This window comes from Pseudomonas sp. HN11, assembly GCF_021390155.1.
Taxonomy (GTDB): domain Bacteria; phylum Pseudomonadota; class Gammaproteobacteria; order Pseudomonadales; family Pseudomonadaceae; genus Aquipseudomonas.
The window spans coordinates 183,606-206,165 of record NZ_CP089985.1; the positions used below are offsets into that span (position 1 = coordinate 183,606).

27 protein-coding genes are annotated in these 22,560 nt (G+C 60.0%); 19 read left to right on the forward strand and 8 right to left on the reverse strand.

Annotated elements, in window-relative coordinates; all coding sequences use genetic code 11:
- The first annotated feature begins 185 nt into the window (after positions 1–185).
- The 5 genes from oscA (at position 186) to LVW35_RS00880 (ending at position 4,218) form a co-directional block, all read left to right on the forward strand.
- Positions 186–368, forward strand: coding sequence for a sulfur starvation response protein OscA (oscA, locus tag LVW35_RS00860; protein WP_003170956.1), 183 nt, complete (start codon positions 186–188; stop codon positions 366–368).
- 73 nt (positions 369–441) lie between these two features.
- Positions 442–1,452, forward strand: coding sequence for a sulfate ABC transporter substrate-binding protein (locus tag LVW35_RS00865; RefSeq protein ID WP_233893243.1), 1,011 nt, complete (start codon positions 442–444; stop codon positions 1,450–1,452).
- 77 nt (positions 1,453–1,529) lie between these two features.
- Positions 1,530–2,348, forward strand: a complete 819-nt coding sequence (cysT, locus tag LVW35_RS00870) for a sulfate ABC transporter permease subunit CysT (RefSeq protein ID WP_233893245.1) — start codon at positions 1,530–1,532, stop codon at positions 2,346–2,348.
- Between the two features lie 13 nt (positions 2,349–2,361).
- Positions 2,362–3,234 (forward strand): sulfate ABC transporter permease subunit CysW, encoded by an 873-nt coding sequence (gene cysW, locus LVW35_RS00875; RefSeq protein ID WP_233893247.1) that lies wholly within the window; start codon positions 2,362–2,364, stop codon positions 3,232–3,234.
- A gap of 3 nt (positions 3,235–3,237) precedes the next feature.
- Positions 3,238–4,218 (forward strand): sulfate/molybdate ABC transporter ATP-binding protein, encoded by a 981-nt coding sequence (locus LVW35_RS00880; RefSeq protein ID WP_034101869.1) that lies wholly within the window; start codon positions 3,238–3,240, stop codon positions 4,216–4,218.
- Positions 4,219–4,285: 67 nt separating this feature from the next.
- Here LVW35_RS00880 and LVW35_RS00885 read toward each other — a convergent pair whose 3' ends face one another.
- Positions 4,286–4,813, reverse strand: coding sequence for an Mpo1 family 2-hydroxy fatty acid dioxygenase (locus LVW35_RS00885; RefSeq protein ID WP_233893248.1), 528 nt, complete (start codon positions 4,811–4,813; stop codon positions 4,286–4,288).
- A gap of 83 nt (positions 4,814–4,896) precedes the next feature.
- Between LVW35_RS00885 and LVW35_RS00890 the strand changes: the two genes are divergently transcribed.
- Positions 4,897–5,583: a Crp/Fnr family transcriptional regulator gene (locus tag LVW35_RS00890; RefSeq protein ID WP_233893249.1), complete on the forward strand. Its 687-nt coding sequence runs from the start codon at positions 4,897–4,899 to the stop codon at positions 5,581–5,583.
- Positions 5,584–5,621: 38 nt separating this feature from the next.
- The gene (locus LVW35_RS00895) at positions 5,622–5,987 is read left to right on the forward strand and encodes a response regulator (protein ID WP_233893250.1); all 366 of its coding nucleotides are present in this window, start codon (positions 5,622–5,624) and stop codon (positions 5,985–5,987) included.
- Between the two features lie 9 nt (positions 5,988–5,996).
- Here the strand turns inward: LVW35_RS00895 and LVW35_RS00900 are convergent, their stop codons facing one another.
- Positions 5,997–7,001 carry an AraC family transcriptional regulator gene (locus LVW35_RS00900; RefSeq protein ID WP_233893251.1) on the reverse strand — a complete coding sequence of 335 codons (1,005 nt, stop codon included), beginning with the start codon at positions 6,999–7,001 and terminating at the stop codon, positions 5,997–5,999.
- A gap of 101 nt (positions 7,002–7,102) precedes the next feature.
- Here LVW35_RS00900 and LVW35_RS00905 point away from each other — a divergent pair, with 101 nt between their 5' ends.
- Positions 7,103–8,197, forward strand: coding sequence for a fatty acid desaturase (locus LVW35_RS00905; protein ID WP_233893252.1), 1,095 nt, complete (start codon positions 7,103–7,105; stop codon positions 8,195–8,197).
- On the opposite strand, the gene LVW35_RS00910 is transcribed toward LVW35_RS00905, so the two are convergent.
- The 3 genes from LVW35_RS00910 to LVW35_RS00920 all read right to left on the reverse strand — a co-directional run bounded on the left by LVW35_RS00910 (position 8,088) and on the right by LVW35_RS00920 (position 10,738).
- A complete protein-coding gene (locus tag LVW35_RS00910) occupies positions 8,088–9,023 on the reverse strand; it encodes a LysR family transcriptional regulator (protein WP_233893253.1) in 936 nt (311 codons plus the stop codon). The two genes, LVW35_RS00905 and LVW35_RS00910, sit on opposite strands and share 110 nt — an antisense overlap.
- Positions 9,024–9,120: 97 nt before the next feature.
- Positions 9,121–10,290 carry a CynX/NimT family MFS transporter gene (locus LVW35_RS00915; RefSeq protein ID WP_233893254.1) on the reverse strand — a complete coding sequence of 390 codons (1,170 nt, stop codon included), beginning with the start codon at positions 10,288–10,290 and terminating at the stop codon, positions 9,121–9,123.
- On the reverse strand, positions 10,277–10,738 hold the full coding sequence (locus LVW35_RS00920; RefSeq protein ID WP_233893255.1) for a nucleoside deaminase: 462 nt from the start codon (positions 10,736–10,738) through the stop codon (positions 10,277–10,279). The genes LVW35_RS00915 and LVW35_RS00920 overlap by 14 nt, the downstream gene beginning before the upstream one ends.
- Before the next feature lie 107 nt (positions 10,739–10,845).
- On the opposite strand from LVW35_RS00920, the gene LVW35_RS00925 reads away from it, so the two are divergent.
- From LVW35_RS00925 to LVW35_RS00975, 11 genes are all read left to right on the forward strand, one after another.
- A complete protein-coding gene (locus tag LVW35_RS00925) occupies positions 10,846–11,694 on the forward strand; it encodes a LysR family transcriptional regulator (protein ID WP_233893257.1) in 849 nt (282 codons plus the stop codon).
- Between the two features lie 240 nt (positions 11,695–11,934).
- Positions 11,935–12,741, forward strand: coding sequence for an energy transducer TonB (locus tag LVW35_RS00930; RefSeq protein ID WP_233893258.1), 807 nt, complete (start codon positions 11,935–11,937; stop codon positions 12,739–12,741).
- Positions 12,742–12,795: 54 nt separating this feature from the next.
- Complete coding sequence (locus LVW35_RS00935) at positions 12,796–13,515, forward strand: MotA/TolQ/ExbB proton channel family protein (protein ID WP_442799578.1); 720 nt, start codon at positions 12,796–12,798, stop codon at positions 13,513–13,515.
- 1 nt (position 13,516) lies between these two features.
- Complete coding sequence (locus LVW35_RS00940; protein WP_065893820.1) at positions 13,517–13,918, forward strand: ExbD/TolR family protein; 402 nt, start codon at positions 13,517–13,519, stop codon at positions 13,916–13,918.
- Positions 13,919–14,182: 264 nt separating this feature from the next.
- Entirely contained in the window at positions 14,183–14,764 is a 582-nt protein-coding gene (locus LVW35_RS00945; RefSeq protein ID WP_016975008.1) for an alpha/beta hydrolase, read from the forward strand.
- Between the two features lie 50 nt (positions 14,765–14,814).
- Complete coding sequence (locus tag LVW35_RS00950; protein WP_233893259.1) at positions 14,815–15,741, forward strand: sigma 54-interacting transcriptional regulator; 927 nt, start codon at positions 14,815–14,817, stop codon at positions 15,739–15,741.
- 128 nt (positions 15,742–15,869) lie between these two features.
- Complete coding sequence (locus LVW35_RS00955) at positions 15,870–16,652, forward strand: MetQ/NlpA family ABC transporter substrate-binding protein (RefSeq protein ID WP_033898862.1); 783 nt, start codon at positions 15,870–15,872, stop codon at positions 16,650–16,652.
- Positions 16,653–17,005: 353 nt separating this feature from the next.
- Positions 17,006–17,671: an amino acid ABC transporter permease gene (locus LVW35_RS00960; protein ID WP_233893260.1), complete on the forward strand. Its 666-nt coding sequence runs from the start codon at positions 17,006–17,008 to the stop codon at positions 17,669–17,671.
- Positions 17,652–18,311, forward strand: coding sequence for an amino acid ABC transporter permease (locus tag LVW35_RS00965; protein ID WP_233893261.1), 660 nt, complete (start codon positions 17,652–17,654; stop codon positions 18,309–18,311). Before LVW35_RS00960 ends, LVW35_RS00965 begins: the two co-directional genes overlap by 20 nt.
- Positions 18,308–19,084: an amino acid ABC transporter ATP-binding protein gene (locus tag LVW35_RS00970; RefSeq protein WP_233893262.1), complete on the forward strand. Its 777-nt coding sequence runs from the start codon at positions 18,308–18,310 to the stop codon at positions 19,082–19,084. Before LVW35_RS00965 ends, LVW35_RS00970 begins: the two co-directional genes overlap by 4 nt.
- Positions 19,081–19,935: a transporter substrate-binding domain-containing protein gene (locus LVW35_RS00975; RefSeq protein ID WP_233893263.1), complete on the forward strand. Its 855-nt coding sequence runs from the start codon at positions 19,081–19,083 to the stop codon at positions 19,933–19,935. The genes LVW35_RS00970 and LVW35_RS00975 overlap by 4 nt, the downstream gene beginning before the upstream one ends.
- Positions 19,936–20,021: 86 nt before the next feature.
- Here the strand turns inward: LVW35_RS00975 and LVW35_RS00980 are convergent, their stop codons facing one another.
- The 3 genes from LVW35_RS00980 to LVW35_RS00990 form a co-directional block, all read right to left on the reverse strand.
- The gene (locus LVW35_RS00980) at positions 20,022–21,596 is read right to left on the reverse strand and encodes a type VI immunity family protein (RefSeq protein WP_233893264.1); all 1,575 of its coding nucleotides are present in this window, start codon (positions 21,594–21,596) and stop codon (positions 20,022–20,024) included.
- Between the two features lie 2 nt (positions 21,597–21,598).
- The gene (locus tag LVW35_RS00985; protein ID WP_233893265.1) at positions 21,599–21,748 is read right to left on the reverse strand and encodes a hypothetical protein; all 150 of its coding nucleotides are present in this window, start codon (positions 21,746–21,748) and stop codon (positions 21,599–21,601) included.
- Positions 21,749–21,835: 87 nt separating this feature from the next.
- Positions 21,836–22,465, reverse strand: coding sequence for a VRR-NUC domain-containing protein (locus tag LVW35_RS00990; protein ID WP_233893266.1), 630 nt, complete (start codon positions 22,463–22,465; stop codon positions 21,836–21,838).
- Between the last annotated feature and the right edge of the window lie 95 nt (positions 22,466–22,560).

Consider the following 22,560-nt stretch of genomic DNA (forward strand, 5'->3'; position numbering starts at 1 on the left):
AGGCTTAATTTCAGCGACATCACAAAAAATCTGCACGCAACTCCACGTCCCGCCAGAAAATTCTTTCTGGTTATATAAACATTCTTAAATAGTATTTTTAAGAATATCCGCGCTTATCTACTATCGCCCTCACGCCGCAAGCAGTGCCGCCACTGCGAGGCACTATTCATTTCAGGAGCGAGACCATGAGCGCATCTCTACGTAGCGTCGACGGCCAGGACGAAGCAGCCATTTTGCGTGAGATCCAGAGCGCCCTGCGCGATCTGCGGTTCGGCGCGGTGGAAATCACTGTGCACAACGCTCAAGTCGTACAGATCGAACGCAAAGAAAAATTCCGTTTGCAGAACCCGGGTAACAAACCGAGCTAGGCACTGACGGCGATAGACCCGCGTTTAAGTTTAATAAGAAAAAGCCAACACCCAAGAATTTTCAGGAGCTTCTATGTCGTCGATTCGCCGTTATGCCCTGGCCGCCCTGGCCAGCGCCGTGTTTGCTGGTTCCGCCGTTGCCAAGGACTACGAGTTGCTCAACGTCTCGTACGACCCGACCCGTGAGCTGTACCAGGACTACAACGCTGAGTTCACCAACTTCTGGAAACAGTCCCACCCCGGCGACAACGTCAAGATCCAGCAATCCCACGGCGGTTCGGGCAAACAGGGCCGCGCCGTGATCGACGGCCTGCGCGCCGACGTGGTCACCCTGGCCCTGGCCGGTGATATCGACGAAATCGCCAAGCTGGGCAAGACCCTGCCGGAAAACTGGCAGACCCGCCTGCCGGACGCGAGTACCCCGTACACCTCGACCATCGTGTTCCTGGTGCGCAAAGGCAACCCTAAAGGCATCAAGGATTGGGGCGACCTGATCAAGAAAGACGTGTCCGTGATCACCCCGAACCCGAAAACCTCCGGCGGCGCCCGCTGGAACTTCCTCGCCGCCTGGGCCTATGGCCTGAAAACCGGCGGCAGTGAAGCCAAGGCCCAAGAGTACGTGAAAGAGCTGTTCAAGCATGTGCCTGTGCTCGACACCGGCGCTCGCGGTTCAACCATCACCTTCGTCAACAACGGTCAGGGTGACGTGTTGCTGGCCTGGGAAAACGAAGCCTTCCTGGCCCTGAAAGAAGACGGCGGTGCCGACAAGTTCGATATCGTCGTGCCTTCCCTGTCCATCCTCGCGGAGCCGCCAGTGGCCGTGGTCGACAAGAACGCCGAGAAAAAGGGCAACACCGAAATCGCCACTGAATACCTGAAACACCTGTACAGCTCGGCTGGCCAGGAGATTGCGGCGAAGAACTTCTACCGCCCACGCGATGCAAAAGTGGCCGCCAAATATGCCCAGCAGTTCCCGAAACTGGACCTGGTGACTATCGACAAAGACTTCGGCGGCTGGAAAACTGCCCAACCGAAATTCTTTAACGACGGTGGCGTGTTCGACCAGATTTACACCGCGCAGTAAACCAAGCAACAACCCGCCCACATAGCCCGCATTCACCTGCGGGTTTTGTGTGTCAGTTCCCTTAACCAAGGACTCTTATGTCGCGTCGTATCTCCCCCGTCATACCCGGCTTCGGGCTGACGCTGGGCTACACCGTGGTGTACCTCAGCCTGATCGTACTCATCCCCCTTGCGGCGATGTTTGTACACGCCGCTCAACTCACCTGGGATCAGTTCTGGAACATCATTTCCGCACCGCGCGTGCTGGCGGCCTTGAAGTTGAGCTTCAGCACCGCGTTGTACGCCGCGCTGATCAACGGCGTGATCGGCACGCTATTGGCCTGGGTGCTGGTGCGCTACACCTTCCCTGGCCGCAAGGTCATCGATGCGATGATCGACCTGCCGTTCGCCCTGCCTACCGCCGTCGCCGGTATTGCACTGACCGCGCTGTACACGCCTAACGGCCTGGTCGGCCAGTTCGCTGCGGACCTGGGCTTCAAGATCGCCTACACCCCCTTGGGCATCACCCTGGCGCTGACCTTCGTCACCTTGCCGTTCGTGGTACGTACGGTGCAGCCGGTACTGGCCGATATTCCTCGGGAGGTCGAAGAAGCCGCCGCCTGCCTGGGTGCCAAGCCGTTGCAGGTGTTCCGCCACATCCTTGTGCCCGCATTGCTGCCCGCCTGGTTGACCGGTTTCGCCCTGGCGTTTGCCCGTGGCGTCGGTGAGTACGGTTCGGTGATTTTCATCGCCGGCAACATGCCGATGAAAACCGAGATCCTGCCGTTGCTGATCATGGTCAAGCTCGATCAATACGACTACCGCGGCGCCACGTCCATCGGCGTGCTGATGCTGGTGGTTTCCTTCGTCCTGCTGCTGCTGATCAATTTGTTGCAGCGGCGCATCGAACGTCCATAAGGAGGCGCGGAACATGTCCCAATCGTCTATTTCCGCCGCGTCCTCGGCCAACGCTGCCCGTCGTGGCAGTGCTGCGTCCCGACGTATCCTGATCGGCCTTGGCTGGCTGGTGTTCGCGCTGTTCCTGCTATTGCCGCTGTTTATCGTGGTGACCCAGGGTTTGAAGAACGGCCTAGGCGCGTTCTTCGCTGCGATTCTTGAACCCGACGCCCTGTCGGCGCTGAAACTCACGGTGATTGCCGTGGCGATTTCGGTGCCGCTCAACCTGGTGTTCGGCGTCAGCGCCGCGTGGTGCGTGAGCAAGTACTCGTTCCGTGGCAAAAGCATCCTGGTGACGCTCATCGATTTGCCGTTCTCGGTGTCACCGGTGATCGCCGGCCTGGTCTACGTGCTGATGTTCGGCGCCCAGGGCTTCTTTGGCCCGTGGCTGCAGGACCATGACATCCAGATCGTGTTTGCCTTGCCCGGCATCGTGCTGGCGACCATCTTCGTCACCGTGCCTTTCGTGGCCCGTGAGCTGATCCCGCTGATGCAGGAGCAGGGCACCCAGGAAGAGGAGGCTGCGCGTCTGCTCGGCGCCAACGGATGGCAGATGTTCTGGCACGTGACCGTGCCGAATATCAAATGGGGGCTGATCTACGGCGTGGTGCTGTGTACCGCACGGGCCATGGGTGAGTTCGGCGCGGTGTCGGTGGTGTCCGGCCACATTCGCGGCGTGACCAACACGCTGCCGCTGCACGTCGAGATCCTCTACAACGAATACAACCATGTCGCCGCGTTTGCCGTCGCGAGCCTGCTGCTGATCCTGGCGCTCTTCATCCTGCTGCTCAAGCAGTGGAGCGAGAACCGTATCAACCGCCTGCGCAACAGCGCGGGTGAGGAATAAGTCATGTCGATCGAAGTCCGTAATGTCAGCAAGAACTTCAACGCCTTCAAGGCCCTGAACAGCATCAATCTGGACATCCAGAGTGGCGAGCTGGTGGCCTTGCTCGGCCCTTCCGGCTGCGGCAAGACCACCTTGCTGCGTATCATCGCCGGCCTGGAAACCCCGGATGACGGCAGCATCGTGTTCCACGGTGAAGACGTGTCCGGCCACGACGTACGTGATCGCAACGTTGGGTTTGTGTTCCAGCACTACGCGCTGTTCCGTCACATGACCGTGTTCGACAACGTGGCGTTCGGCCTGCGCATGAAGCCGAAGAACCAGCGCCCGAGCGAAAGCCAGATCGCGGTCAAGGTGCATGAGTTGTTGAATATGGTGCAGCTGGATTGGCTGTCGGATCGCTACCCGGAGCAACTTTCCGGTGGCCAGCGCCAACGTATCGCCCTGGCCCGCGCCCTGGCGGTGGAACCCAAAGTGCTGCTGCTGGACGAACCCTTCGGCGCTCTCGACGCCAAGGTACGTAAAGAACTGCGCCGCTGGCTGGCGCGCCTGCACGAAGACATCAACCTGACCTCGGTGTTCGTGACTCACGACCAGGAAGAGGCCATGGAAGTCGCTGACCGCATCGTGGTGATGAACAAGGGTGTGATCGAGCAGATCGGTTCACCGGGCGATGTGTACGAGAACCCGGCCAGCGATTTCGTCTACCACTTCCTGGGTGATTCGAACCGCCTGCACCTGGGTGAAGACAAACACGTGCTGTTCCGCCCACACGAAGTGTCGCTGTCACGGCATGAGCTGGAAGACCACCATGCGGCTGAAGTGCGGGATATTCGTCCGCTCGGCGCGACGACGCGTGTGACGTTGAAAGTGGAAGGCCAGAGCGAGCTGATCGAAGCTGAAGTGGTGAAAGACCACGACAGCCTGACGGGTCTTGCGCGCGGCGAGACGCTGTTCTTCAAACCCAAGGTCTGGCAAAAAGCCTAACAACCGCGCGATACCCAATGTGGGAGCGGGCTTGCTCGCGAACGCTGAGTGAAGCCCGCTCCCACATTTAGACTTTGCTCGGTTTTAAATCACGGCGCTCCACCGGCCCCGAGCGCTCCTCGATCTGCTGTTTGAGGCCGTGCCGCAACCCCAGCAGGAACGCCAACTCGGCCACCACAAACAAAGGCCCCACAATCAGCCCCGATACATCATCCACAAACGCCGGCTTCCTGCCTTCGTAGTAGTGGCCGACAAACTGAATCACCCAACCCACCACGAACATGCCGATGCCGCTGCTGAGCCACACCAGTGTGCTCTGTGCCGCCAGCACATGCCCGGCCCACACCGACAGGCCCATCAACACCGTCATCAACACGCCCAGGGCCAATTCCAGGCGCAGGTAAAACCACGCCGCCAACAGCGCGACAATCACGGCGGGTGAAATCCAGAGGCCGCGTAGCGCCCATTCCGGGCGTGACAACAGCACGGCCACCGCCACCACAATCAGCGGGATGCCGATAAAGTGGCTAGCGATGTTGCGCGGGTCGCGGTGGTAGGCGGCGTATTGACTGAGATGGTCGACGAGGCTTTTCATTGTTATTCCTCCTGTAGGATGCTTGATCATGCCCCGTCAGCCTGTGGCGAACTGTCAGCTGGGCGACAATCTTCGGAGTTCACATGGACGCAGAACAATGGCGCGACCGGTTGGTCACCGGGCACTGGTTCAGCCACCTGCCGGCGCCTTTTCAGCATAGCTTGCTGGCCAGTGCCCGCGTGAGGCAGCTCGCGGCGGGACAGTACTTGTTCAAGCGCGGCGACCCGCCCTGTGGCTTGTACGCGGTAATCGACGGCACCCTGCGGGTCAGCGCGGTGAATGAGCAAGGCAAGGAAGCGATACTCAGCCTGGTGGAGTTACCCCATTGGTTCGGCGAAATCTGTTTATTCGATGGCTTGCCTCGTACCCACGATGCCTGTGCCGTTGGGCCGTGCACGCTATTGCAAGTACCGCAGCAGGCGTTGCTGAACATCCTTGATGACACCCCGCAATACTGGCGCGACCTGGCGCTGTTGATGAGCCAGAAGCTGCGCCTGAGCTTTATCGGCCTGGAACAGCTCAGTCTGATGCCGGCCCCGGTGCGGTTGGCCCACCGTTTGTTGATGATCGTCGAAGGCTATGGTGATACCGAGCACGCCAAGCGCGTGCTGCAGTTGCCCCAGGAAGACCTGGCGGCCATGTTGAACCTGTCGCGCCAGACCACCAATGCGCTGCTCAAGGACCTGCAAGCCCAGGGCATCGTGCGCCTGGGCTACGGCGAGATCGAAATCCTCGACGTACAGCGGCTACGGCAGGCGGCGCACACCTGAGGGTGGTAGCCTGCACGCCTGATCAATCGAGGTGTGTTATGCGCGTGCTGTTAGTGGAACATGAATCCGACGAGGCACAGCGGATGGCCGGTGGCCTGAACGAGGCCGGTTACACCGTTGAAGTGGCGGCCAATGGCATGGCGGCGTTGCGCTTGGTTGAAAGCACCGAGTACGACCTGGTGATCCTGGATGTAATGCTGCCGGGGCTCAATGCCTGGAAGTTGCAACAGGCGATTCGGCGGAAGGGCCAGACGCCGGTGTTGTTCCTGACCACGCCGGGCGGGATTGAAGATCGTCTGCGCGGGTTGGAATTGCATGAGGATGACTACCTGCTCAAGCCATTTGCGGCCAAAACGCTGATGGCGCGGGTGAAGAAGCTGCTGCGGCGTGATCGCGGGCGTTGATTGCCCCACCTACCGCAGCCCATCCCGAAACTGCCCTGGCGTCATCCCCGTCCAGCGCTTGAACGCCCGGTTGAAGCTGCTGGTATCGGCAAACCCGAGCAAATGACTGATCTCGGCCAATGAGCACTGCGGATCGCGCAAGTGCAACAAGGCCAGGTTCTCCCTGCACTCATTGAGCAGCGCATCAAACCGGCAGCCTTCATCCGCCAGATGTCGCTGCAGGCTGCGCAGGCTCAGGTGCAGCGCCTGGGCGACGCGTTCGGCACTCGGCTCGCCGTCGGGCAACTGTGCTTCGATCACCCGGCGCACCTTGCGCTCCCAGGTCAGAGGCTGCAGTTGAGCAAGGGTGCGCTTGAGTACGGTTTCGTTGTGCTCGGCCAGCTCGGGGTTGGCGTCGTCCAGGTGGCTGTCGAAATCGGCGGCGGCAAACTCCAGGCGGTCTTCTTCGGCGTCGAAAAATACCGGCGCGCGAAACACCGTGTGCCACGGCTTGGGGTCTGCGGGCTCGGGTCTTCGCAGGTACACCGCCAGCGGCGCGTATTCACGGCCCAGACGATTGCGACAGGTGCGTACGTAGATCGCCGCAAACGCATCAATGGCCTCGAACGCTGGCGCCGGGCTGCCTGGTAGTTGCAGCAGGCGGAACCGATAGCGTTCGCCATCGCCGCTCAGTTCCAGGCTCAAGGCATCACTGACCACCTGGTGATACCGCACGATGCGCTCGAACACTTCCCGCAAGCTGCCACTGGCCACCAGCGCATACCCCAGCGCATGAAAGGTGGTAGGGCTGACAAACCGCGACACCCGCAAGCCAATCGCCGGATCGCCACTGGCCAGCACCGCCAATTTCCACAGACGCGTGGTGGCCGACAATGGGTAGCGTGCGTTGGGATCATCCATCTGCTGCGGGTCGAGCCCGGCTTGCAGGCACAACCCGGCGCTGTCGAGGCCCAGGGCATCGAGCTGCTTGCGCAAGGCGCGGGTCCAGCTGGCGAGGGAAGTGGGTTCGGTCATGGCGATTGGCGCTTGCGGTCAACAAGTTGGCGTCCGTGGCTAGCATCCTGATTGATCGATTGGGGCAGGATGTGAGCCTCAATAAGCAAGAGGATGGAAGCATGGACGGTACTTCTGCAAGTCCCCAGCAGATGAACGCACAACAGCGCTCGGCGCATATCCGTGAAGTGGTGCTGGCCGAAGGCGTAAGACTGCGCCAGCAACATCCCTGGCTGCTGCATCAGGACGCGTTGGGCGCGGGGATCCTGGCATTTGCGCTGCTCGGCATGGTGGGCTCGGCGGCGCTCTACATCACGGGTCATATGGCCTGGTGGGCGTGCTTGCTGCTCAATGCGTTCCTGGCGTCACTGACCCACGAGTTGGAACACGACCTGATCCACAGCATGTACTTTCGCAAACAGCGCGTGCCCCACAACCTGATGATGGGCCTGGTGTGGCTGGCGCGCCCAAGTACGATCAATCCGTGGGTGCGCCGGCACCTGCATCTCAATCATCACAAGGTCTCCGGCACCGAGACCGATATGGAAGAGCGCGCCATCACCAACGGCGAGCCCTGGGGGTTGGCGCGGTTGCTGATGGTGGGCGACAACGTGATGTCCGCGTTCATCCGCATCCTGCGGGCCAAGGCCTGGAAGCACAAACTGACGATCCTCAAGCGCTCGCTGCTGGTGTATGCACCGCTGGCGCTGCTGCATTGGGGCGCGTGGTATGTGTTCCTGGGTTTTCATGCCGCCAATGGTGTCGCCAGTCTGCTCGGCGCGCCCATCGAGTGGTCCGCCGGTACCTTGCAGATGATGCAGGTAATCGATATCGCCGCCGTGGTGATCATCGGCCCCAACGTGCTGCGCACGTTTTGCCTGCACTTTGTCAGCTCCAACATGCACTACTACGGCGATGTGGAACTGGGCAATGTGATCCAGCAGACCCAGGTGTTGAACCCGTGGTGGATGTGGCCGTTGCAGGCGTTTTGCTTCAACTTCGGCAGCACCCATGGCATCCACCATTTTGTGGTGAAGGAACCGTTTTACATCCGCCAGATGACCGCCAAGGTGGCCCACAAGGTGATGGCTGAGATGGGCGTACGCTTCAATGATTTCGGGACATTTGCGCGGGCCAATCGGCTTGGTTTTCCACCGCCAGCAGGGTTTCGATCAGCGCCTTCGCCGCAGGCGACAAGCGCACCCCAGCGCGGCTGATCACCCCGCAAAGGTTGCTGAGACTGTCCAGCGCGTGCGGCAGATTGCGCCAATGCAGCACCTGCAAATGACCGCTGGCGAATGCGTCGATAAAGGCTTCTTCGGCGCCCAGGCCGATGGCGTCGGATTGCCGCACGATGGTGGCCAGTGCAGCGAACTGCTCGAGCTCGATGGCAGGCGCAAAGTCGATGCGCCCACTGAGGTTGGCCAGCAATTTGCGAATGCCGGGTGCGATCAGCGGGGTAGCGAGCGGGAAGCCGAACAGGTCGTTGGTGGACAGGCTGTCTTTGGCCAGCAGCGGGTGTCCCGCACGGCAGAAAAATACGCTGCGTCGAGGCGTCAGGGCCTGGGTCTGGAAGTTCGGGTCGGCCTCGAAGTGCCGCACGTCGGCGATAAAGAATTCGATCTCTTCACGGTTCAGGCTGCGTCCGAGTTTTTCCCAGTTATCCACCTGCAAAGCGGTGCGCACCTTGGGGTAGGTAGAGACAAAGCGCGCCATTGTTTTGGGCACCAGATTCACGGCGGCCACGGCGTCGCTGCCGAAGCGCACTTCGCCGGCGTCGAGTTTGGTCATGCGCGTGACTTCATGGCTCAGCAACGCCGCGCCTTGCACCAGGCTCAACGCATGTTGCAGCACCACCTGGCCTTCGGGGGTAGGACGCAGCTCTTTGTGGGTGCGGTCCACCAGCACACAGCCGAACTCCTGCTCCAGGCCCTGGATGCTGCGGCTGAATGCTGGCTGCGTGATGCCCATGGCGTCCGCTGCGCGCCCGAAACTGCGGTGCTCGTTGAGCGCGATGAAGTAGCGCAGTTGGCGAAGGTCCATGGTGTGCCCGGCATCCTGTAGGGGAATCGGGATTTTAAGGGCACTACTTATTCCGTCAATGAAGCATGTTTGTTTTATGTAGATCTTAAATGCATATCTATAGAGCGGGCGCCGTGCGGTAAGTGGCGGGGCTGAACACCCGCGTCACCACCAGCATCGCCACCGCCGTGACGGTCAGCACCACCCAGGCACTCACAAAGCTGCCGGTGAGTTCGCGCAGCCAACCGGTCAACCACGGCGAAACCGCATTGATCAAAAAGCCCACGCCTTGCACGAACGCCGCCAGTTGCCCGGCCTGGCGCGGGTCGCGGTGGTGGTCGAGGGTGAGCAACAGGCTCAAGGCAAAACATGCGCCCAGGCCGAAACCGCACAGCGCCACCCACAGGTGCGGAAGTTGCAGCGGCGCGATCAATAGGCCGAGATAGCCGACGGTCTGAGCCAACAGGCTGATCCACAGCAGCGGCCGACGGTCGATCCCCCGTTGCGCCAGCACCGGCATCAACAGCGCGGCGATCACCTGGAAGATGGTCATGAACGCCAGCAATGAACCACTGGGCAACACGCCCCAGCCCAGTTGCTGATAGTAGGCCGGCAGCCACGCGACCATGCTCATGTAACCGCAGTTCACCAGGCCGAAATACAGCGCCAGCAGCCACGCGCGGCGATTGCGCAGGCCCTTGAAGGCAGGGATGACTATCGCGCTTTTTGCCGCGCCCAGAGGCAACCAGGCCCACAACAATAATGCGGCCAGCGCTGGCAATAGCCACACGCCGAGCCCGGCTTGCCACTGCTGGAAATACGTGGCTGCCACCGGGCTGAGGAGCGCCGCCAGCCCGCCACCGGCCATCAACGATGCCGAATAAACGCCCATCGCCACCGGCACGCGGTGATGAAACTCGCGCTTGATCATCGCCGGCACCAGCGCCTGGATCAGCGCGACACCGGCGCCGCCCAGCAACGCGGTCACCAGCAGCGTCGAACCCTGGCCCATCAGCCAGCGCGCCACGCACGCCAGCAGAATCATCATCAGGCCCAGGGCGATGCCGCGCCGCTCACCCAGTTGCGCCTCAACACGCACACCCACCAGCGCCACCAGGCCCATGCACACCACGGGCAGGCTGGTGAGCAAGGCACTGCTCTGGAAACTCAAGCCAGTGGCCAGGCGAATCTCGCCGAGCAATGGGCTGATGGAGCTGAGGATCGGCCGCAGGTTGAGGCCCAGGACCACCAGCAGGCCCCAGCCGGCGAGGGATTTATTCAGGGTCATGCAGGTTTTTCCAATGTTGGTACAGGGTGGTCATGGCCGCATCATGCAGATGCTGGATCGGCAGGCGCTGTTCGCTCAAGGGCAGGCCTACCTGCTGGCCGATCGCCGCCGTCGACAAGCCGAAGGGCTCGGCCATTTCGTTGCTGGCTGCAAACACCACTCGCTCCACGCCGCACAGGTACATAGCGCTCAGGCACATCGGGCAGGGTTGGCCGCTGGCGTAGATCACACAGGCGTCCAGGCGCGTGCCGAGTTGCCGGCTTGCGGCGCGGATCGCCAGCAGTTCGGCGTGGGCGGTGGGGTCCTGGGTCAGGTGGATTTCATTCACGGCTTCTACCAGCACTTCGCCGTTGCGCGTCAGCACCGCACCGAAGGGGCGGCCACCCTTGGCTACGTTGGCCTGGGCCAGTCGGATGGCGCGTTGCAGGTGCTGTTGATCGTCGGTCATGAGGATCCCTCTGGGCAGGATGGAGGATGAAGTATGGGCAGCCGTCGAGGTATTCTGAAATTAAATATAACCATGCCAACCAGTGGCAGATGAAATGGTGAGCGGCCATGTTTGATCCCGTGTTGTTGCGCAGCTTTGTCGCTGTAGTGGATTGCGGCAATTTCACCCGTGCGGCCGAGCGCCTGCACCTGACCCAGTCCACGGTCAGCCAGCAGATCCGCCGCCTGGAAGCAGCAGTGACGTGCCAGTTGCTGGACCGCGACCAGCGCCATGTCGTGGCGACAGCGGAGGGTGAACGTTTGCTGGCCTATGCGCGGCGTATCCTTGCACTGCATGAAGAAGCCGCCGACGTGTTAATCAACCAACAGAGTGACGGCGTGTTGCGCCTCGGTGTGCCGGAAGACTTCGCGGCCGAGCGCCTGATGCCCTTGCTCTCGGCTTTTGTGCTGGCCTATCCCCGAGTACGTTTGGAAGTCACCAGCGGCCTTGGCCCTGAGTTGCAACGCCAGTACCGCAACGGCGAGTTCGACGTATTGCTGGTCAAACAGATGGGCGACAGCGACTGCCTGGCCTCATGGCCGGAGCCATTGTGCTGGGTGGACAGCCGCCGCACACCGTGCCTGGGGCGCGACCCTTTGCCGTTGGTGGCATTTCCGGTGGGCGGCCTGTACCGCAATGAAATGCTTCAACACCTGGAAGTGGCAGGCTGGCGCTGGCGTATCGGGTATTCCAGCGCGAGCCTGGCCAGTGTGTGTTCAGCCGTAGCGGCGGGGTTGGGCATCAGTTTGTTGCCGCGCCGAGTGGTACAAGCCGGGCATGTCGTGTTGGCCCATGACAGCGGTTTACCAGAGGTGCAAGGCGTGCGGCTGGCGTTGTATGGCCGCAGTGGCTTGGGCGCAGCGGGGCAGAGTCTGCAACGTCAACTGCTTGATTTGTGTGCAAACAGCCCTGTCTGAGCGATGCCTTTACTGAATATTTTTTATGCCTGAAAGGCATTCAGAAACAACGCGTTTGCGCCAACCCGCGCAGGACGTGGCTTTGCCGTTTCTGAATGTTTCGTTTATTCAATTTAGATCTACCTATAACTTTAAAGATTACTTTAAGAAATAAGCGTCTGGCCCCGATGATTCAGCCCCAGATGGCCTTCCACGCAGGCCTGTCGGTTTTTTTGCGTCAAAACCGTAGGGAGTGAATCAATGGGCAATGTCCAGACCGCCGCCAGTGCACACGAGGCGCAATGGCGCCAGGCACCGAGTGGTGAGTTGGTCGACCTTGGCCGGCCGCACCGCGCGCCTTTGGGGCAGCTGCGTACACAGAAAACGCCAAAGCGTTTCTCCAGCCGTCGCGAGGGGATCCTGCTGGGTTTGCTGGTGCTGGCCCTGCACGGAGCGGTGATCTACTGGGTGAGTCAGCGGCCCACGCCGGTGTTGCCGATCGTGCCGCCGGAAATTCCACCCATGACCATCGAGTTTTCCCAGCCGGCGCCACCCGTGGTCGAACCGCCACCGCCTGTGCCGCCACCCCCACCGCCGCCCGTCGTTGAACCACCGCCGCCGATAGTGGATGAGTTGGCCGCCAAGCCGGCGCCGCCAAAACCGATTCCAAAACCCAAGCCGGTTCCAAAACCTGAGTCCAAGCCTGTGCCGAAGCCGGTCGAGGCGCCGCCCGCGCCACCGACACCCGCACCGCCCGCGCCTCCAGCTCCTCCGGCGCCGACTCCGGTAACGCCTGCTTCGGCCAACGCTGCGTACTTGAAGAACCCGGCGCCGGAGTACCCGTCACTGGCCCAGCGTCGCGGTTGGGAAGGCACGGTGTTGCTCAGGGTGCAGGTACTGGCCAGCGGTAAGCCGGGTGAGATTCAGATCCAGAAAAGCAGCGGTCGCCAGCAACTCGATGACGCTGCACTGGCAGCGGTGAAGCGTTGGAGCTTCGTGCCGGCCAAGCAGGGCGATGTAGCCCAGGACGGCTGGGTCAGCGTACCGATCGATTTCAAGATTCACTAACTATTCGGCTGCGGTGTGTTGCACACGCCGCGACCTGCACAGAGGGAAGACATCATGGCATTAGCATCTCCACTTGAGTCCATCGAAAGCGCGGTGATCTGGCTGCTGGTGGTTTTTTCGGTCGCCACCTGGGGCTTGGCCCTGCTCAAGGGCGTGCAGTTCGGTCGCCTCAAGGCGCAGGATCGCAAGTTCCACAAACAGTTCTGGGCGGCGTCGAGTCTCGACTCGGCCGCCGAACTGGCAGAAACCCAGCCGGGCGCCGCTGCCCGTGTCGCCCAGGCCGGTTATGCCGCGATCCAGGTGGGCGAAACCCCACACGCGGCCGACCTGAGCCAGGCGATCAACCACCAGGACCGCCTTGAGCGTGCCCTGCGCCAACAGATCGTGCGCGAGCGGCGCTCCCTTGAAACCGGCCTGGCCGTGGTCGCCAGTATCGGCAGCACCTCGCCGTTCATCGGCCTGTTTGGCACCGTGTGGGGCATCATGGAAGCCCTCAAGGGCATCAGTGCCGCCGGTTCTGCCAGCCTCGAAACCGTGGCCGGCCCGATCGGTGCGGCACTGGTCGCGACGGGTGTGGGTATCGCTGTCGCGGTGCCGGCAGTGCTGGTCTACAACTACTTCCTGCGCCGCCTCAAGCTGACTGCCGCCGACCTCGATGATTTCGCCCACGACTTCTATAGCCTGGCGCAGAAGAACGCCTTCCGCGTACTGTTGCACCCAACGTTGAGCAAAGCCCCCACCGGCAACCCGCAGAAAGTGAAGGAGGCGTCCTGAGATGGCCTTCTCCACCCAAGACAGCGATGAGGTACTGAGTGAGATCAACGTCACGCCCCTGGTAGACGTGATGCTGGTGCTGCTGGTGGTGTTCATCGTCACCGCGCCGCTCCTGACCAATTCGATTCCGATCAACCTGCCCAAGACCGAGGCTGTAGCCCCGGTGGAGCAGAAGGACCCGCTGGTGGTGAGCATCGACGGTGCCGGCAAACTGTTTATCAACAAGGACGAAATCCAGCCGGACCTGCTGGAATTCAACCTGCAGGCAGCAAAAGCCAAGGACCCCGATGTGCGGGTGCAACTGCAGGCAGACGATGGCGTGAACTACGGCGAAGTGGCGCGAGCCATGGCGTCTATCGAGCGCGCGGGGATAACGAAGTTGTCAGTGATAACGGCGCGGTAGCGCGCAGCTGTGAGTTTCAAGCTATAAGCGGCAAGCAATAGCTGATTGCTCTTAACTTGCGGCTTGTGGCTACCCGCTCGAAGCTGTTTTTTAGGCCGTCTCCTTGGCAGGGTGCGGCCTTTTTTTGCTCTTAACTTGCCGCTTGCAGCTAACAGCTTGGGCCTGATTTTTTTGTTATTAATAAATAGCTTCTTATTCCTTAACGAATATAACACCCGTCCCTATACTGTTCAGCAACGTCAAACGCTGCAGGAGGGCACACCCATGCACAGCGAGTCGATTCGTTACCTGATCGTGCCGGGCTGGCAAGGATCGCCAGAAGATCATTGGCAAAGTCACTGGCAGAACAGCCTGCCCAACAGCGCCCGCGTGGAGCAGGCCGACTGGCTGACGCCGCGCCGCGAAGATTGGGTCGCCGCGCTGGCCGAGGCCATCGCGGCCGACAGCACGCCGGTGATCCTGATCGCCCATAGCCTGGGCTGCATCACCGTGGCGCACTGGGCGGCCACTGCGCCGGTGCAGTTTTTGCGTCAGGTGCGCGGCGCCTTGCTGGTGGCCCCGGCCGATGTCGAGCGTCCTGCCTGCTCTCCGGCATTGCGTAATTTCGCGCCGATCCCGACCGATCTGTTGCCGTTTCCCAGCCAGGTGGTCAGTTCCGATAACGACAGTGCCGTCAGCGCCCCAAGAGCCCTGGAGTTGGCCCGTAACTGGGGAGCCGAAGCGGGCATTCTGTCCGGTGCTGGCCATATCAATGTGAAGTCCGGTCACCAGCGTTGGGAGCAGGGGTTTGCTTACCTGTATCGCCTGCAGAGCCGTCTTGAGCATCACGCCCGGCGCACTGCCTGAACATTTTTCAACGCCCCGTCCCTTGAGTGGATTGGGGGCGGGAGCCTGCCATGAGTCTGCATGAAACCTACGGCCAGCCCTTGCTGACCTTTCCCGACGCGGAAAAAAGCCCGCTGAGCATCCGCGCCAAGGCATTGGTGTTTGTCGATCCTCGTTCGCGCCAACTGCGCGAAGACCTGGAAAACCTCGCCCCGCGTGCGCTGCCTGTATTGATTCGCGGCGAGACCGGTAGTGGTAAAGAGCTGTTGGCGCGCCATATTCATCGTGGCAGCGACCGTACAGGTTTGTTTGTCTCGGTCAACTGCGGTGCGATAAGCCCTACCTATGCCGATGCGGAATTGTTCGGTTACGCTGCCGGCGCCCACAGCGGCGCCGCCAGCAGCCGGGCGGGGTGGTTTGGTTCAGCGAATGGCGGCACCTTGTACCTGGACGAGATTGGCGACTTGCCGCTTCCGATCCAGGTAAAACTGCTGGCCGCCTTGGAGAACCACGAAGTCACCCGCGTTGGTGCCCATCAGCCCAGCCCGGTGGATGTGCGGCTGGTGGCGGCCACCAGCATCGACTTGGCCCAGGCCGTGGCGGCCGGCAAGTTCCATGAGCGCCTGTTCCATTACCTGAGCGAAGGTCAGTTGGACTTGCCGGCCCTGCGTGAGCGGGTCGGTGACATCCTGTCTCTGGCCGAATACTTCCTGGGCATCTACAGTCAGCGCCTGGACCTGCCGGTGCCGCTGATCAGCGATGCGGCCCAGCGTGTGTTGGAGCATCACAGTTGGCCGGGCAATACCCGCGAGCTGGAAAACGTTATTCACTTTGCGTTGCTGGTCAGCAGCGGCGACGAGATTCTGCCTGAACATTTGAACCTGCCGGTCGCGGGTTCGCCGGTGGAGCAGGTCCAGCGGATTTTCCAGACTGCCAGCCCCGCGGAACAAAAAAACCTGCTTGAATTCCTGCATGAACAAAATGGAATATCAACGTGAAGAAAAGATATTGTTCGGGAATAAAAAATCTAGGTATTGTCCCCTCCACGCCGCGATAGCACTTCGCTGGCACGCCATATAAAAAACGGTCGTCAGAGACGCCCCCGGAAATCCGATAAGGACACTGCATGAAAAAGGTTCTGTTGTTTACCGCACTGGCGGCTGCCCTGACTGCAAGCTTCGCCCAGGCCAACGAAAAACTCGTCGTGGCCGCGACCCCGATCCCCCACGCCGAAATCCTTGAGCTGATCAAGCCGACCCTGGCCAAAGAAGGCGTGGACCTGCAGATCAAAGTCTTCACCGACTACGTTCAACCCAACACGCAGGTTGCCGAGAAACGCCTGGATGCTAACTACTTCCAGACCCTGCCGTACCTGGAGAACTTCAACAAGGGCAAGGGCACCAACCTGGTGACTGTGGTCGGCGTGCACGTTGAGCCCATCGGCGGTTACTCGAAGAAAATCAAAAATATTTCGGAACTCAAAGATGGCGCTACCGTAGCCATCCCGAACGAAGGCTCCAACAGCGGCCGTGCCCTGTTGCTGCTGCAAAAGAACGGTCTGATTACGCTGAAAGACCCGACCAATGCCCTGTCCACGCCAAAAGACATTGCCAGCAACCCGAAAAACCTGAAGTTCAAAGAGCTCGAATCGGCGCTGCTGCCACGCGTTCTGGACCAGGTTGACCTTGATGTGATCAACACCAACTACGCTCTGGAAGCTGGCCTCAACCCCGCCAAAGATGCGCTGATCATTGAGGACGCCAAGTCGCCGTATGTGAACTTCCTGGTGGCTCGCCCGGACAACAAGGACAGCGACGCTATCCAGAAGCTGTCCAAGGCCCTGACCAGCCCGGAAGTCAAAGCCTTCATCGAGAAGAAGTACAACGGCGCGGTAGTGCCTGCGTTCTGATGTAGACGAAACCCCTTCAAGGTTTGAACGCCGACGGCTGTTACAGCGTCGGCGTTTTTTTATGACGTGCTATTGATCGCCCTGCGTAATGCCGTCAACCACTTCACCAGCTCCTGCGGATCCATCGGTTTCACTTCCTTCACGGTTCAATCCCTCGAATCTCAGACCCACCAACCATAGCCGTCACACGGCAAACCCGCGAATCCGGGGGTTAGCTTTTTGGGTGATATCAATATGCTATTTTGGTATTTAAATTTTACTTTTTATACCTTTAAAGTTCGCGCTACCCGGCGTTAACCACACCGGATCGGATTGCGCTCGCTGCATTACCCTTGCGGCGTCATGGACTGGAAATGACCTTCGATTTCGCTTTTATCCTCAGCACCCTGCCGGCGTTCCTAAAGGCCGTAGGGGTGACGCTGCAAGTGGGCCTGATCGCCATCGCCACCTCCTTGCTGGTGGCACTGATCAATGCGGCGCTGCTGGTGTTTCGCAGGCCCTACCTGTCGCGCCTGGTGGTGCTCTATGTGGAATTGGCGCGCAATACGCCGCTGCTGATCCAGCTGTTCTTCGTGTACTTCGCGCTGCCGGTCCTGGGCTTCAATATCTCCGGGTTCTGGGCGGCGATCATCACCATGACCTTCCTCGGCGGCGCTTATCTCACCGAAGTGCTGCGCGCCGGTGTGGAAGCGGTGCCGCTGGCGCAGATCGAGTCGGGCAAGTCCATCGGCCTGTCTGACTGGCAACTGCTGCGCCACGTGATCTTGCCCCAGGCCGGCATCCTCAGCCTGCCGGCGCTGTTCGCCAATTTCATCTTCTTGCTCAAGGAGACCACTGTGGTCTCTGCCGTGGCGGTGCCGGAAATTCTCTACACCACCAAGAGCTACATCGCGCTCTACTACAAGACTTACGAAATGCTTGCCGTGCTGACGCTGATTTGCGTGTTGCTGTTCTTGCCGCTGTCGCTGCTGCTCAGCCGTTTGGAAAGGAGGCTCCAGCATGGCCAGTTCGGGTCTTGAGTTGTTGTGGGTGTCGTTGCCGCAACTGGGCAAGGGCGCTGCGCAAACCCTGTCGATTTCATTCTTGAGCATCGTTTTCAGCACCGTCGGTGGCGTGTTGTATGGCGTGCTGCGCACCTTGAACAACAAGGTGATCAATGCCGTGCTGCGGGTGTACCTGGAGCTGTTCCGCGCGATCCCGGTGTTGGTGTGGCTGTACCTGCTGTTTTTTGGCCTGCCGATTTTTCTCGGCCTGAGCATTCCGAGCTTCTGGTGCGCGGTACTGGTGCTGTCGCTGTGGGGCGCCAGCGAAGTGGGGGAGGTGGTGCGCGGCGCGTTGCATTCTCTGCCACGCGGGCAACGTGAAGCAGGGTTGTCGATTGGTCTTTCGGATCCGCAACTTTACGGTTACGTGCTGCTGCCCCAAGCCCTGAAACGCATGACCCCGCCGACTATCAACGTCTACACGCGCATCATCAAGACCAGCTCCCTGGCGGTGCTGATCGGCGTGGTGGATGTGATCAAGGTTGGCCAACAAATAATCGAACGCACCTATGAGTCGGTGTTGATCTACGGCGTGCTGTTCCTGTTTTTCTTCTTTATCTGCTACCCGTTGTCGGCCGCCTCCAAGGTGCTGGAACGGCGCTGGGCCCAAGCATGAACGCATTGATCGAGTTCCAGGGTTTCAACAAATTCTTCGGCGAGGCGCAAGTGCTCAGGGGCATCGACCTGAGCGTGCAAAGCGGCGAAGTGGTGGTGATCCTCGGCCCTAGCGGTTGCGGCAAAAGCACCTTGCTGCGTTGCCTCAACGGGCTGGAAGTGGCCCACAGCGGCAGCCTGCGTTTCGCAGGCAAAGAGCTTTTGGACAAAAGCACCGACTGGCGCCAAGTACGCCAGGACGTGGGCATGGTGTTTCAGAGCTACCACTTGTTCCCGCACATGAGCGTGCTCGACAACATCTTGCTCGGCCCCTTGAAAGTACAAAAGCGCGACCCACGCGAGGCCCGTGCCCAAGCAGAAAAACTGCTGGAGCGTGTGGGCCTGGCCGACAAGCGCGACGTTTTCCCGCGTCAGCTCTCCGGCGGCCAGCAGCAACGCATCGCCATCGTTCGTTCGCTGTGCATGAACCCTCAGGTCATGCTCTTTGATGAGGTCACCGCCGCCCTTGACCCGGAAATGGTCAAGGAGGTGCTGGAAGTGATTCAGGGGCTGGCTCGCGATGGCATGACCCTGCTGATCGTTACCCACGAAATGGCCTTCGCCCGCGCCGTAGCCGACCGCGTGGTGTTTATGGAGGCCGGTCGCATCCTCGAACACAACACCCCCGAGGCATTCTTTACGAACCCGCAAACCGCACGCGCGCAGCAGTTCCTGGAGAAGTTCTCCTTTGTTTCAACACTGCCCAAAAAACCCAAGGAACTTGCGCTGATATGAAAAAGCTACTGCTGCCACTGTTTGCTGTCGCACTGCTGGCCGGCTGCGATAAAAAGGCCGAAGAGCCTGCCAAGCCCGCCGCCGCTGCGGCGAGCTACCTCGACAAGATCAAGGCGCGCGACAAGCTGATCGTCGGCGTCTTCACCGACAAACCGCCGTTCGGTTTCGTCAACGAAGCCGGCCGCTACGTCGGCTTCGATACCGACATCGGCCGCCAATTCGCCAAAGACCTGCTGGGCGATGAGAACAAAGTCGAGTTCGTTGCCGTCGAGCCGGCCAGCCGTATTCCGTTCCTGCAAAGCGACAAGGTCGACCTGATCCTCGCCAACATGACCGTGACCCCGGAGCGCAAGGAAGCGGTGGACTTCACAAACCCTAACCTTAAGGTCGCGGTGCAGGCCCTGGTGCCGAACGATAGCACGGTGAAAAGCCTGGATGACCTGGCCACCCGCACCACCATCGTCACCACCGGCACCACGGCCGATATCTGGCTGACCAAGAACCACCCGGACTGGAAGCTGCTCAAGTTCGAGAAAAACTCCGAGTCGCTGCAAGCGCTGTCCGCCGGTCGTGGTGATGCCTATGCTCAGGACAATCTGGTGCTGTTCAGCTGGGCCAAGCAGAACCCGGGCTACCGTGTGCTGGAAGAAAAACTCGGCGATGAAGCACCGATTGCACCAGCCGTGAAGAAGGGCAACATCGAACTGCGTGACTGGGTGAACACCGAGTTGGCGAAGTTGGGTGAGGAGAAATTCCTGCTCAAGCTGTACGACCAGTATGTGCGTAAAGAGCTGAGCGATGACACCAAGCCGGAGAGTGTGATTGTTGAAGGCGGGAAGTGGCAGGGTTGAAGTTGTGCTTGGGTCGAGGGCACCCCTCGACCTGGCTACTGAACGGCCGGTCGTGCAGCCCTACCGGTACAGGTTAGTTGGGGGCTTCACGGGACTTCATAAAAGAAGTGATCTACCGTCCCCAGCCAACGCCAGACAACCTTCTCACCGTCAACCCAAGGCATCTGGGCTTCATCGTAAAACAGTTGCAGAGTGCTGGGTTTGTACTCGCAGACCCACATGCCGTGATAAGGACAAGGTTCGCCACTGCGTGCGCGTAACCCGCTGACAGCCCAGAGCCAGCGAACGACCTGCCCTTGATGGAGGGGGAGCCGCTCGTTCAACTGGACTGCACAATCGACGCAACGATCGAGTTCCATCTCCCAGCGGCCTGCGCGAGGCGCCGGTTCATGACTATTGGCGAAACCGGAGGGTGTTTGATCAAGATCACGTTGCCAAAATACGGTGTCGTCACCTGACTCGCTGGCCAGCCCCGGTAGCACTTCGCCCTGCTTGAAGGCGCGCCGGGAGTAGGCTTGGCCAGGAACAAGCCACCAGCCGGCTTGAGTGCACGTCATGCCGGTAACAATCCTGGGCGGCAACTCTTTTTTGGGAAGCTCAGAAGAAGAGGTCATCGGCGGTTTTATTAAGCGCGCTGCCTTTGTCGGCCAGTCGCTGTCGGGGTCGAAACGGGCCATCCAGCGGCGGCCATCGGCGTCGGTGAAACGCTCGTTGGGATCGCCGTCCCACTGGCCAAAGCCGAGCAGTCCCAAGTCGTCGTAGCGAATAGGTTTGAGGAGTTTATTCAAAAGCATCGGTAGTTCGGGCACGCCTTGCTCGACGGGGTACAACTCGGGCTGCTCACCCAGTTCGATCCATTGGCCGCTGTGTAATTCGGTGATGCTGATGCGCGGGTGGGCCAGTGCCGCGCGCACTTGCTCGCGGGTGAGGTCTAGTTTTTCGCGCCAGTGGTCGGCGAGCAGGAAGGCCCAGGTGGGGGGGCGGATGCCGTTGAGCAGTTCATCGCTCATGCCAAACGCGTAGTCGATATCCAAGCCGTAGAAGCTGGGAGCTAACGCCCGCTCCCACGTGGTGACGGCAGATCGTGTACCAAACTCAAGCGGATTGGCCATGGCAAAGCCGCTGTAGACCTGATGCGCCTTGAGCAGGTCAATGGTCTTGAGCACAAAGCGGCGCCATGCTTCGCGGTTATCCAGCCACCACTGCCAACGGTAATAGAACACGACTGAGGAATAGTGTGATACAGACTCTTCCCTGTTGACCCAGTCACGCCAAAAATAACCCGCTGTCGTCGGTGAAGATGCATGGTTTTTTTCATTGGTGAATTTGAAAACAAAAAACTCTGAACGGGAGGTTTTCCGCGCCTGTTCGCGTAAATCCGGCAGGCGTGATGAGCCATATGGATGTGGACGTTCTGAAACCGGGTGGGTCGCGATGGTGTAAGGCTTTCCAAGTAATTGCTCAAAGGCTTCGTGAATATCCACCATCAACAGTGCCACTTCTTGGTGATTATCCGGGCCTGGGGGGAAATAAAAACTGATGAAAGGGCTAACGCCATGTGATGACTCTTCAGTGCCTGACTCTGAGTTAGGCCACTCCTTCAACAACTCGACAAATAGGTCTCGCTCTTCGGCGGTAAACATCTGATGAGTAGTGCTCATAATTAGTTTTTCTTCCTTGCTTGTTGGTTTTGCGGCGATTTCTTTTCATCTGCTTCAAAGCCAGTGCAATCTTCCGGCACCCGCAACAGCGCTACTTTCTCCTTGCCAATTTTTCCTCGGTTGACTCCTGTTTTCGGCATCATTAGTTTCACGTAGGCCCGTATTTGACTCTCCTATACCCAATCCCCCGGAAACTTTATTTCAATCGCCGCAAACACATTGTCCGTTTCAAACGCCTCCTACCGGTACTCGACCACCACCAAGTCTGGAGCGAGGCTCTCCCAAGGCCGCGGCCAGAACGGAAACACCTTGCCAAACCGCTTGGGCCGAGTTTCGGGTTCGCCCAGCAAGGCTTTTGCGCTGTTGCGGTTGTAGTTGGGCTCAGCTTTGAGCGGACTGCGCCAATCCAACACCTCGTCGATTGCCTCAAACAGCAACGAAGCGGTGGTTTGCTTGAGGGCCACCTCGATGGTGGTCGTCACACTGTCGCCCGCGACGGTCTTGCGCAGGCGACGCGGCACCTTGATCGGCATCTGCAACGCGACGTTGCACACCTGGCTGATGGCTGGGCGGAACGGCACTTTGCGTTCGATGTATTCCTTGAAGGTCACGTTTTCATTGCCGCGCCGCGAAATGGTGCTATTGCCGCCTCGGTCCACCACGGCAAAGGTCGAACTTTTTATCTCGATTTCACGTGTCAGTGCTTCAATGGCCTGCTGCAAGACTTGTTTGATACTGCTCTTGCGCTCGGCGATTTCACTGGCGAGCCGTGCCAGGTCGGCGGCGCTCATGGCGGATTCGTGAGCCTGGTAAACACGATAGGCGCGGTACGCACCAGCAAGAATCGCGGCGGCGGCTGGAGCTGGCATCAGTCGAGGTCTCCCGTGTATTGATCAAGAAAATCATCTGGAAAAAGCCCAGCGTCATCGTGAGCCACAGCTTGTTCTTCAATGAGTGCAATGCT

Coding starts and splice junctions, on each gene's coding strand:
- oscA (WP_003170956.1), top strand. CDS start 186: ATGAGCGCATCTCTACGTAGCGTCGACGGCCAGGACGAAGCAGCCATT.
- LVW35_RS00865 (WP_233893243.1), top strand. CDS start 442: ATGTCGTCGATTCGCCGTTATGCCCTGGCCGCCCTGGCCAGCGCCGTG.
- cysT (WP_233893245.1), top strand. CDS start 1,530: ATGTCGCGTCGTATCTCCCCCGTCATACCCGGCTTCGGGCTGACGCTG.
- cysW (WP_233893247.1), top strand. CDS start 2,362: ATGTCCCAATCGTCTATTTCCGCCGCGTCCTCGGCCAACGCTGCCCGT.
- LVW35_RS00880 (WP_034101869.1), top strand. CDS start 3,238: ATGTCGATCGAAGTCCGTAATGTCAGCAAGAACTTCAACGCCTTCAAG.
- LVW35_RS00885 (WP_233893248.1), bottom strand. CDS start 4,813: ATGAAAAGCCTCGTCGACCATCTCAGTCAATACGCCGCCTACCACCGC.
- LVW35_RS00890 (WP_233893249.1), top strand. CDS start 4,897: ATGGACGCAGAACAATGGCGCGACCGGTTGGTCACCGGGCACTGGTTC.
- LVW35_RS00895 (WP_233893250.1), top strand. CDS start 5,622: ATGCGCGTGCTGTTAGTGGAACATGAATCCGACGAGGCACAGCGGATG.
- LVW35_RS00900 (WP_233893251.1), bottom strand. CDS start 7,001: ATGACCGAACCCACTTCCCTCGCCAGCTGGACCCGCGCCTTGCGCAAG.
- LVW35_RS00905 (WP_233893252.1), top strand. CDS start 7,103: ATGGACGGTACTTCTGCAAGTCCCCAGCAGATGAACGCACAACAGCGC.
- LVW35_RS00910 (WP_233893253.1), bottom strand. CDS start 9,023: ATGGACCTTCGCCAACTGCGCTACTTCATCGCGCTCAACGAGCACCGC.
- LVW35_RS00915 (WP_233893254.1), bottom strand. CDS start 10,290: ATGACCCTGAATAAATCCCTCGCCGGCTGGGGCCTGCTGGTGGTCCTG.
- LVW35_RS00920 (WP_233893255.1), bottom strand. CDS start 10,738: ATGACCGACGATCAACAGCACCTGCAACGCGCCATCCGACTGGCCCAG.
- LVW35_RS00925 (WP_233893257.1), top strand. CDS start 10,846: ATGTTTGATCCCGTGTTGTTGCGCAGCTTTGTCGCTGTAGTGGATTGC.
- LVW35_RS00930 (WP_233893258.1), top strand. CDS start 11,935: ATGGGCAATGTCCAGACCGCCGCCAGTGCACACGAGGCGCAATGGCGC.
- LVW35_RS00935 (WP_442799578.1), top strand. CDS start 12,796: ATGGCATTAGCATCTCCACTTGAGTCCATCGAAAGCGCGGTGATCTGG.
- LVW35_RS00940 (WP_065893820.1), top strand. CDS start 13,517: ATGGCCTTCTCCACCCAAGACAGCGATGAGGTACTGAGTGAGATCAAC.
- LVW35_RS00945 (WP_016975008.1), top strand. CDS start 14,183: ATGCACAGCGAGTCGATTCGTTACCTGATCGTGCCGGGCTGGCAAGGA.
- LVW35_RS00950 (WP_233893259.1), top strand. CDS start 14,815: ATGAGTCTGCATGAAACCTACGGCCAGCCCTTGCTGACCTTTCCCGAC.
- LVW35_RS00955 (WP_033898862.1), top strand. CDS start 15,870: ATGAAAAAGGTTCTGTTGTTTACCGCACTGGCGGCTGCCCTGACTGCA.
- LVW35_RS00960 (WP_233893260.1), top strand. CDS start 17,006: ATGACCTTCGATTTCGCTTTTATCCTCAGCACCCTGCCGGCGTTCCTA.
- LVW35_RS00965 (WP_233893261.1), top strand. CDS start 17,652: ATGGCCAGTTCGGGTCTTGAGTTGTTGTGGGTGTCGTTGCCGCAACTG.
- LVW35_RS00970 (WP_233893262.1), top strand. CDS start 18,308: ATGAACGCATTGATCGAGTTCCAGGGTTTCAACAAATTCTTCGGCGAG.
- LVW35_RS00975 (WP_233893263.1), top strand. CDS start 19,081: ATGAAAAAGCTACTGCTGCCACTGTTTGCTGTCGCACTGCTGGCCGGC.
- LVW35_RS00980 (WP_233893264.1), bottom strand. CDS start 21,596: ATGAGCACTACTCATCAGATGTTTACCGCCGAAGAGCGAGACCTATTT.
- LVW35_RS00990 (WP_233893266.1), bottom strand. CDS start 22,465: ATGCCAGCTCCAGCCGCCGCCGCGATTCTTGCTGGTGCGTACCGCGCC.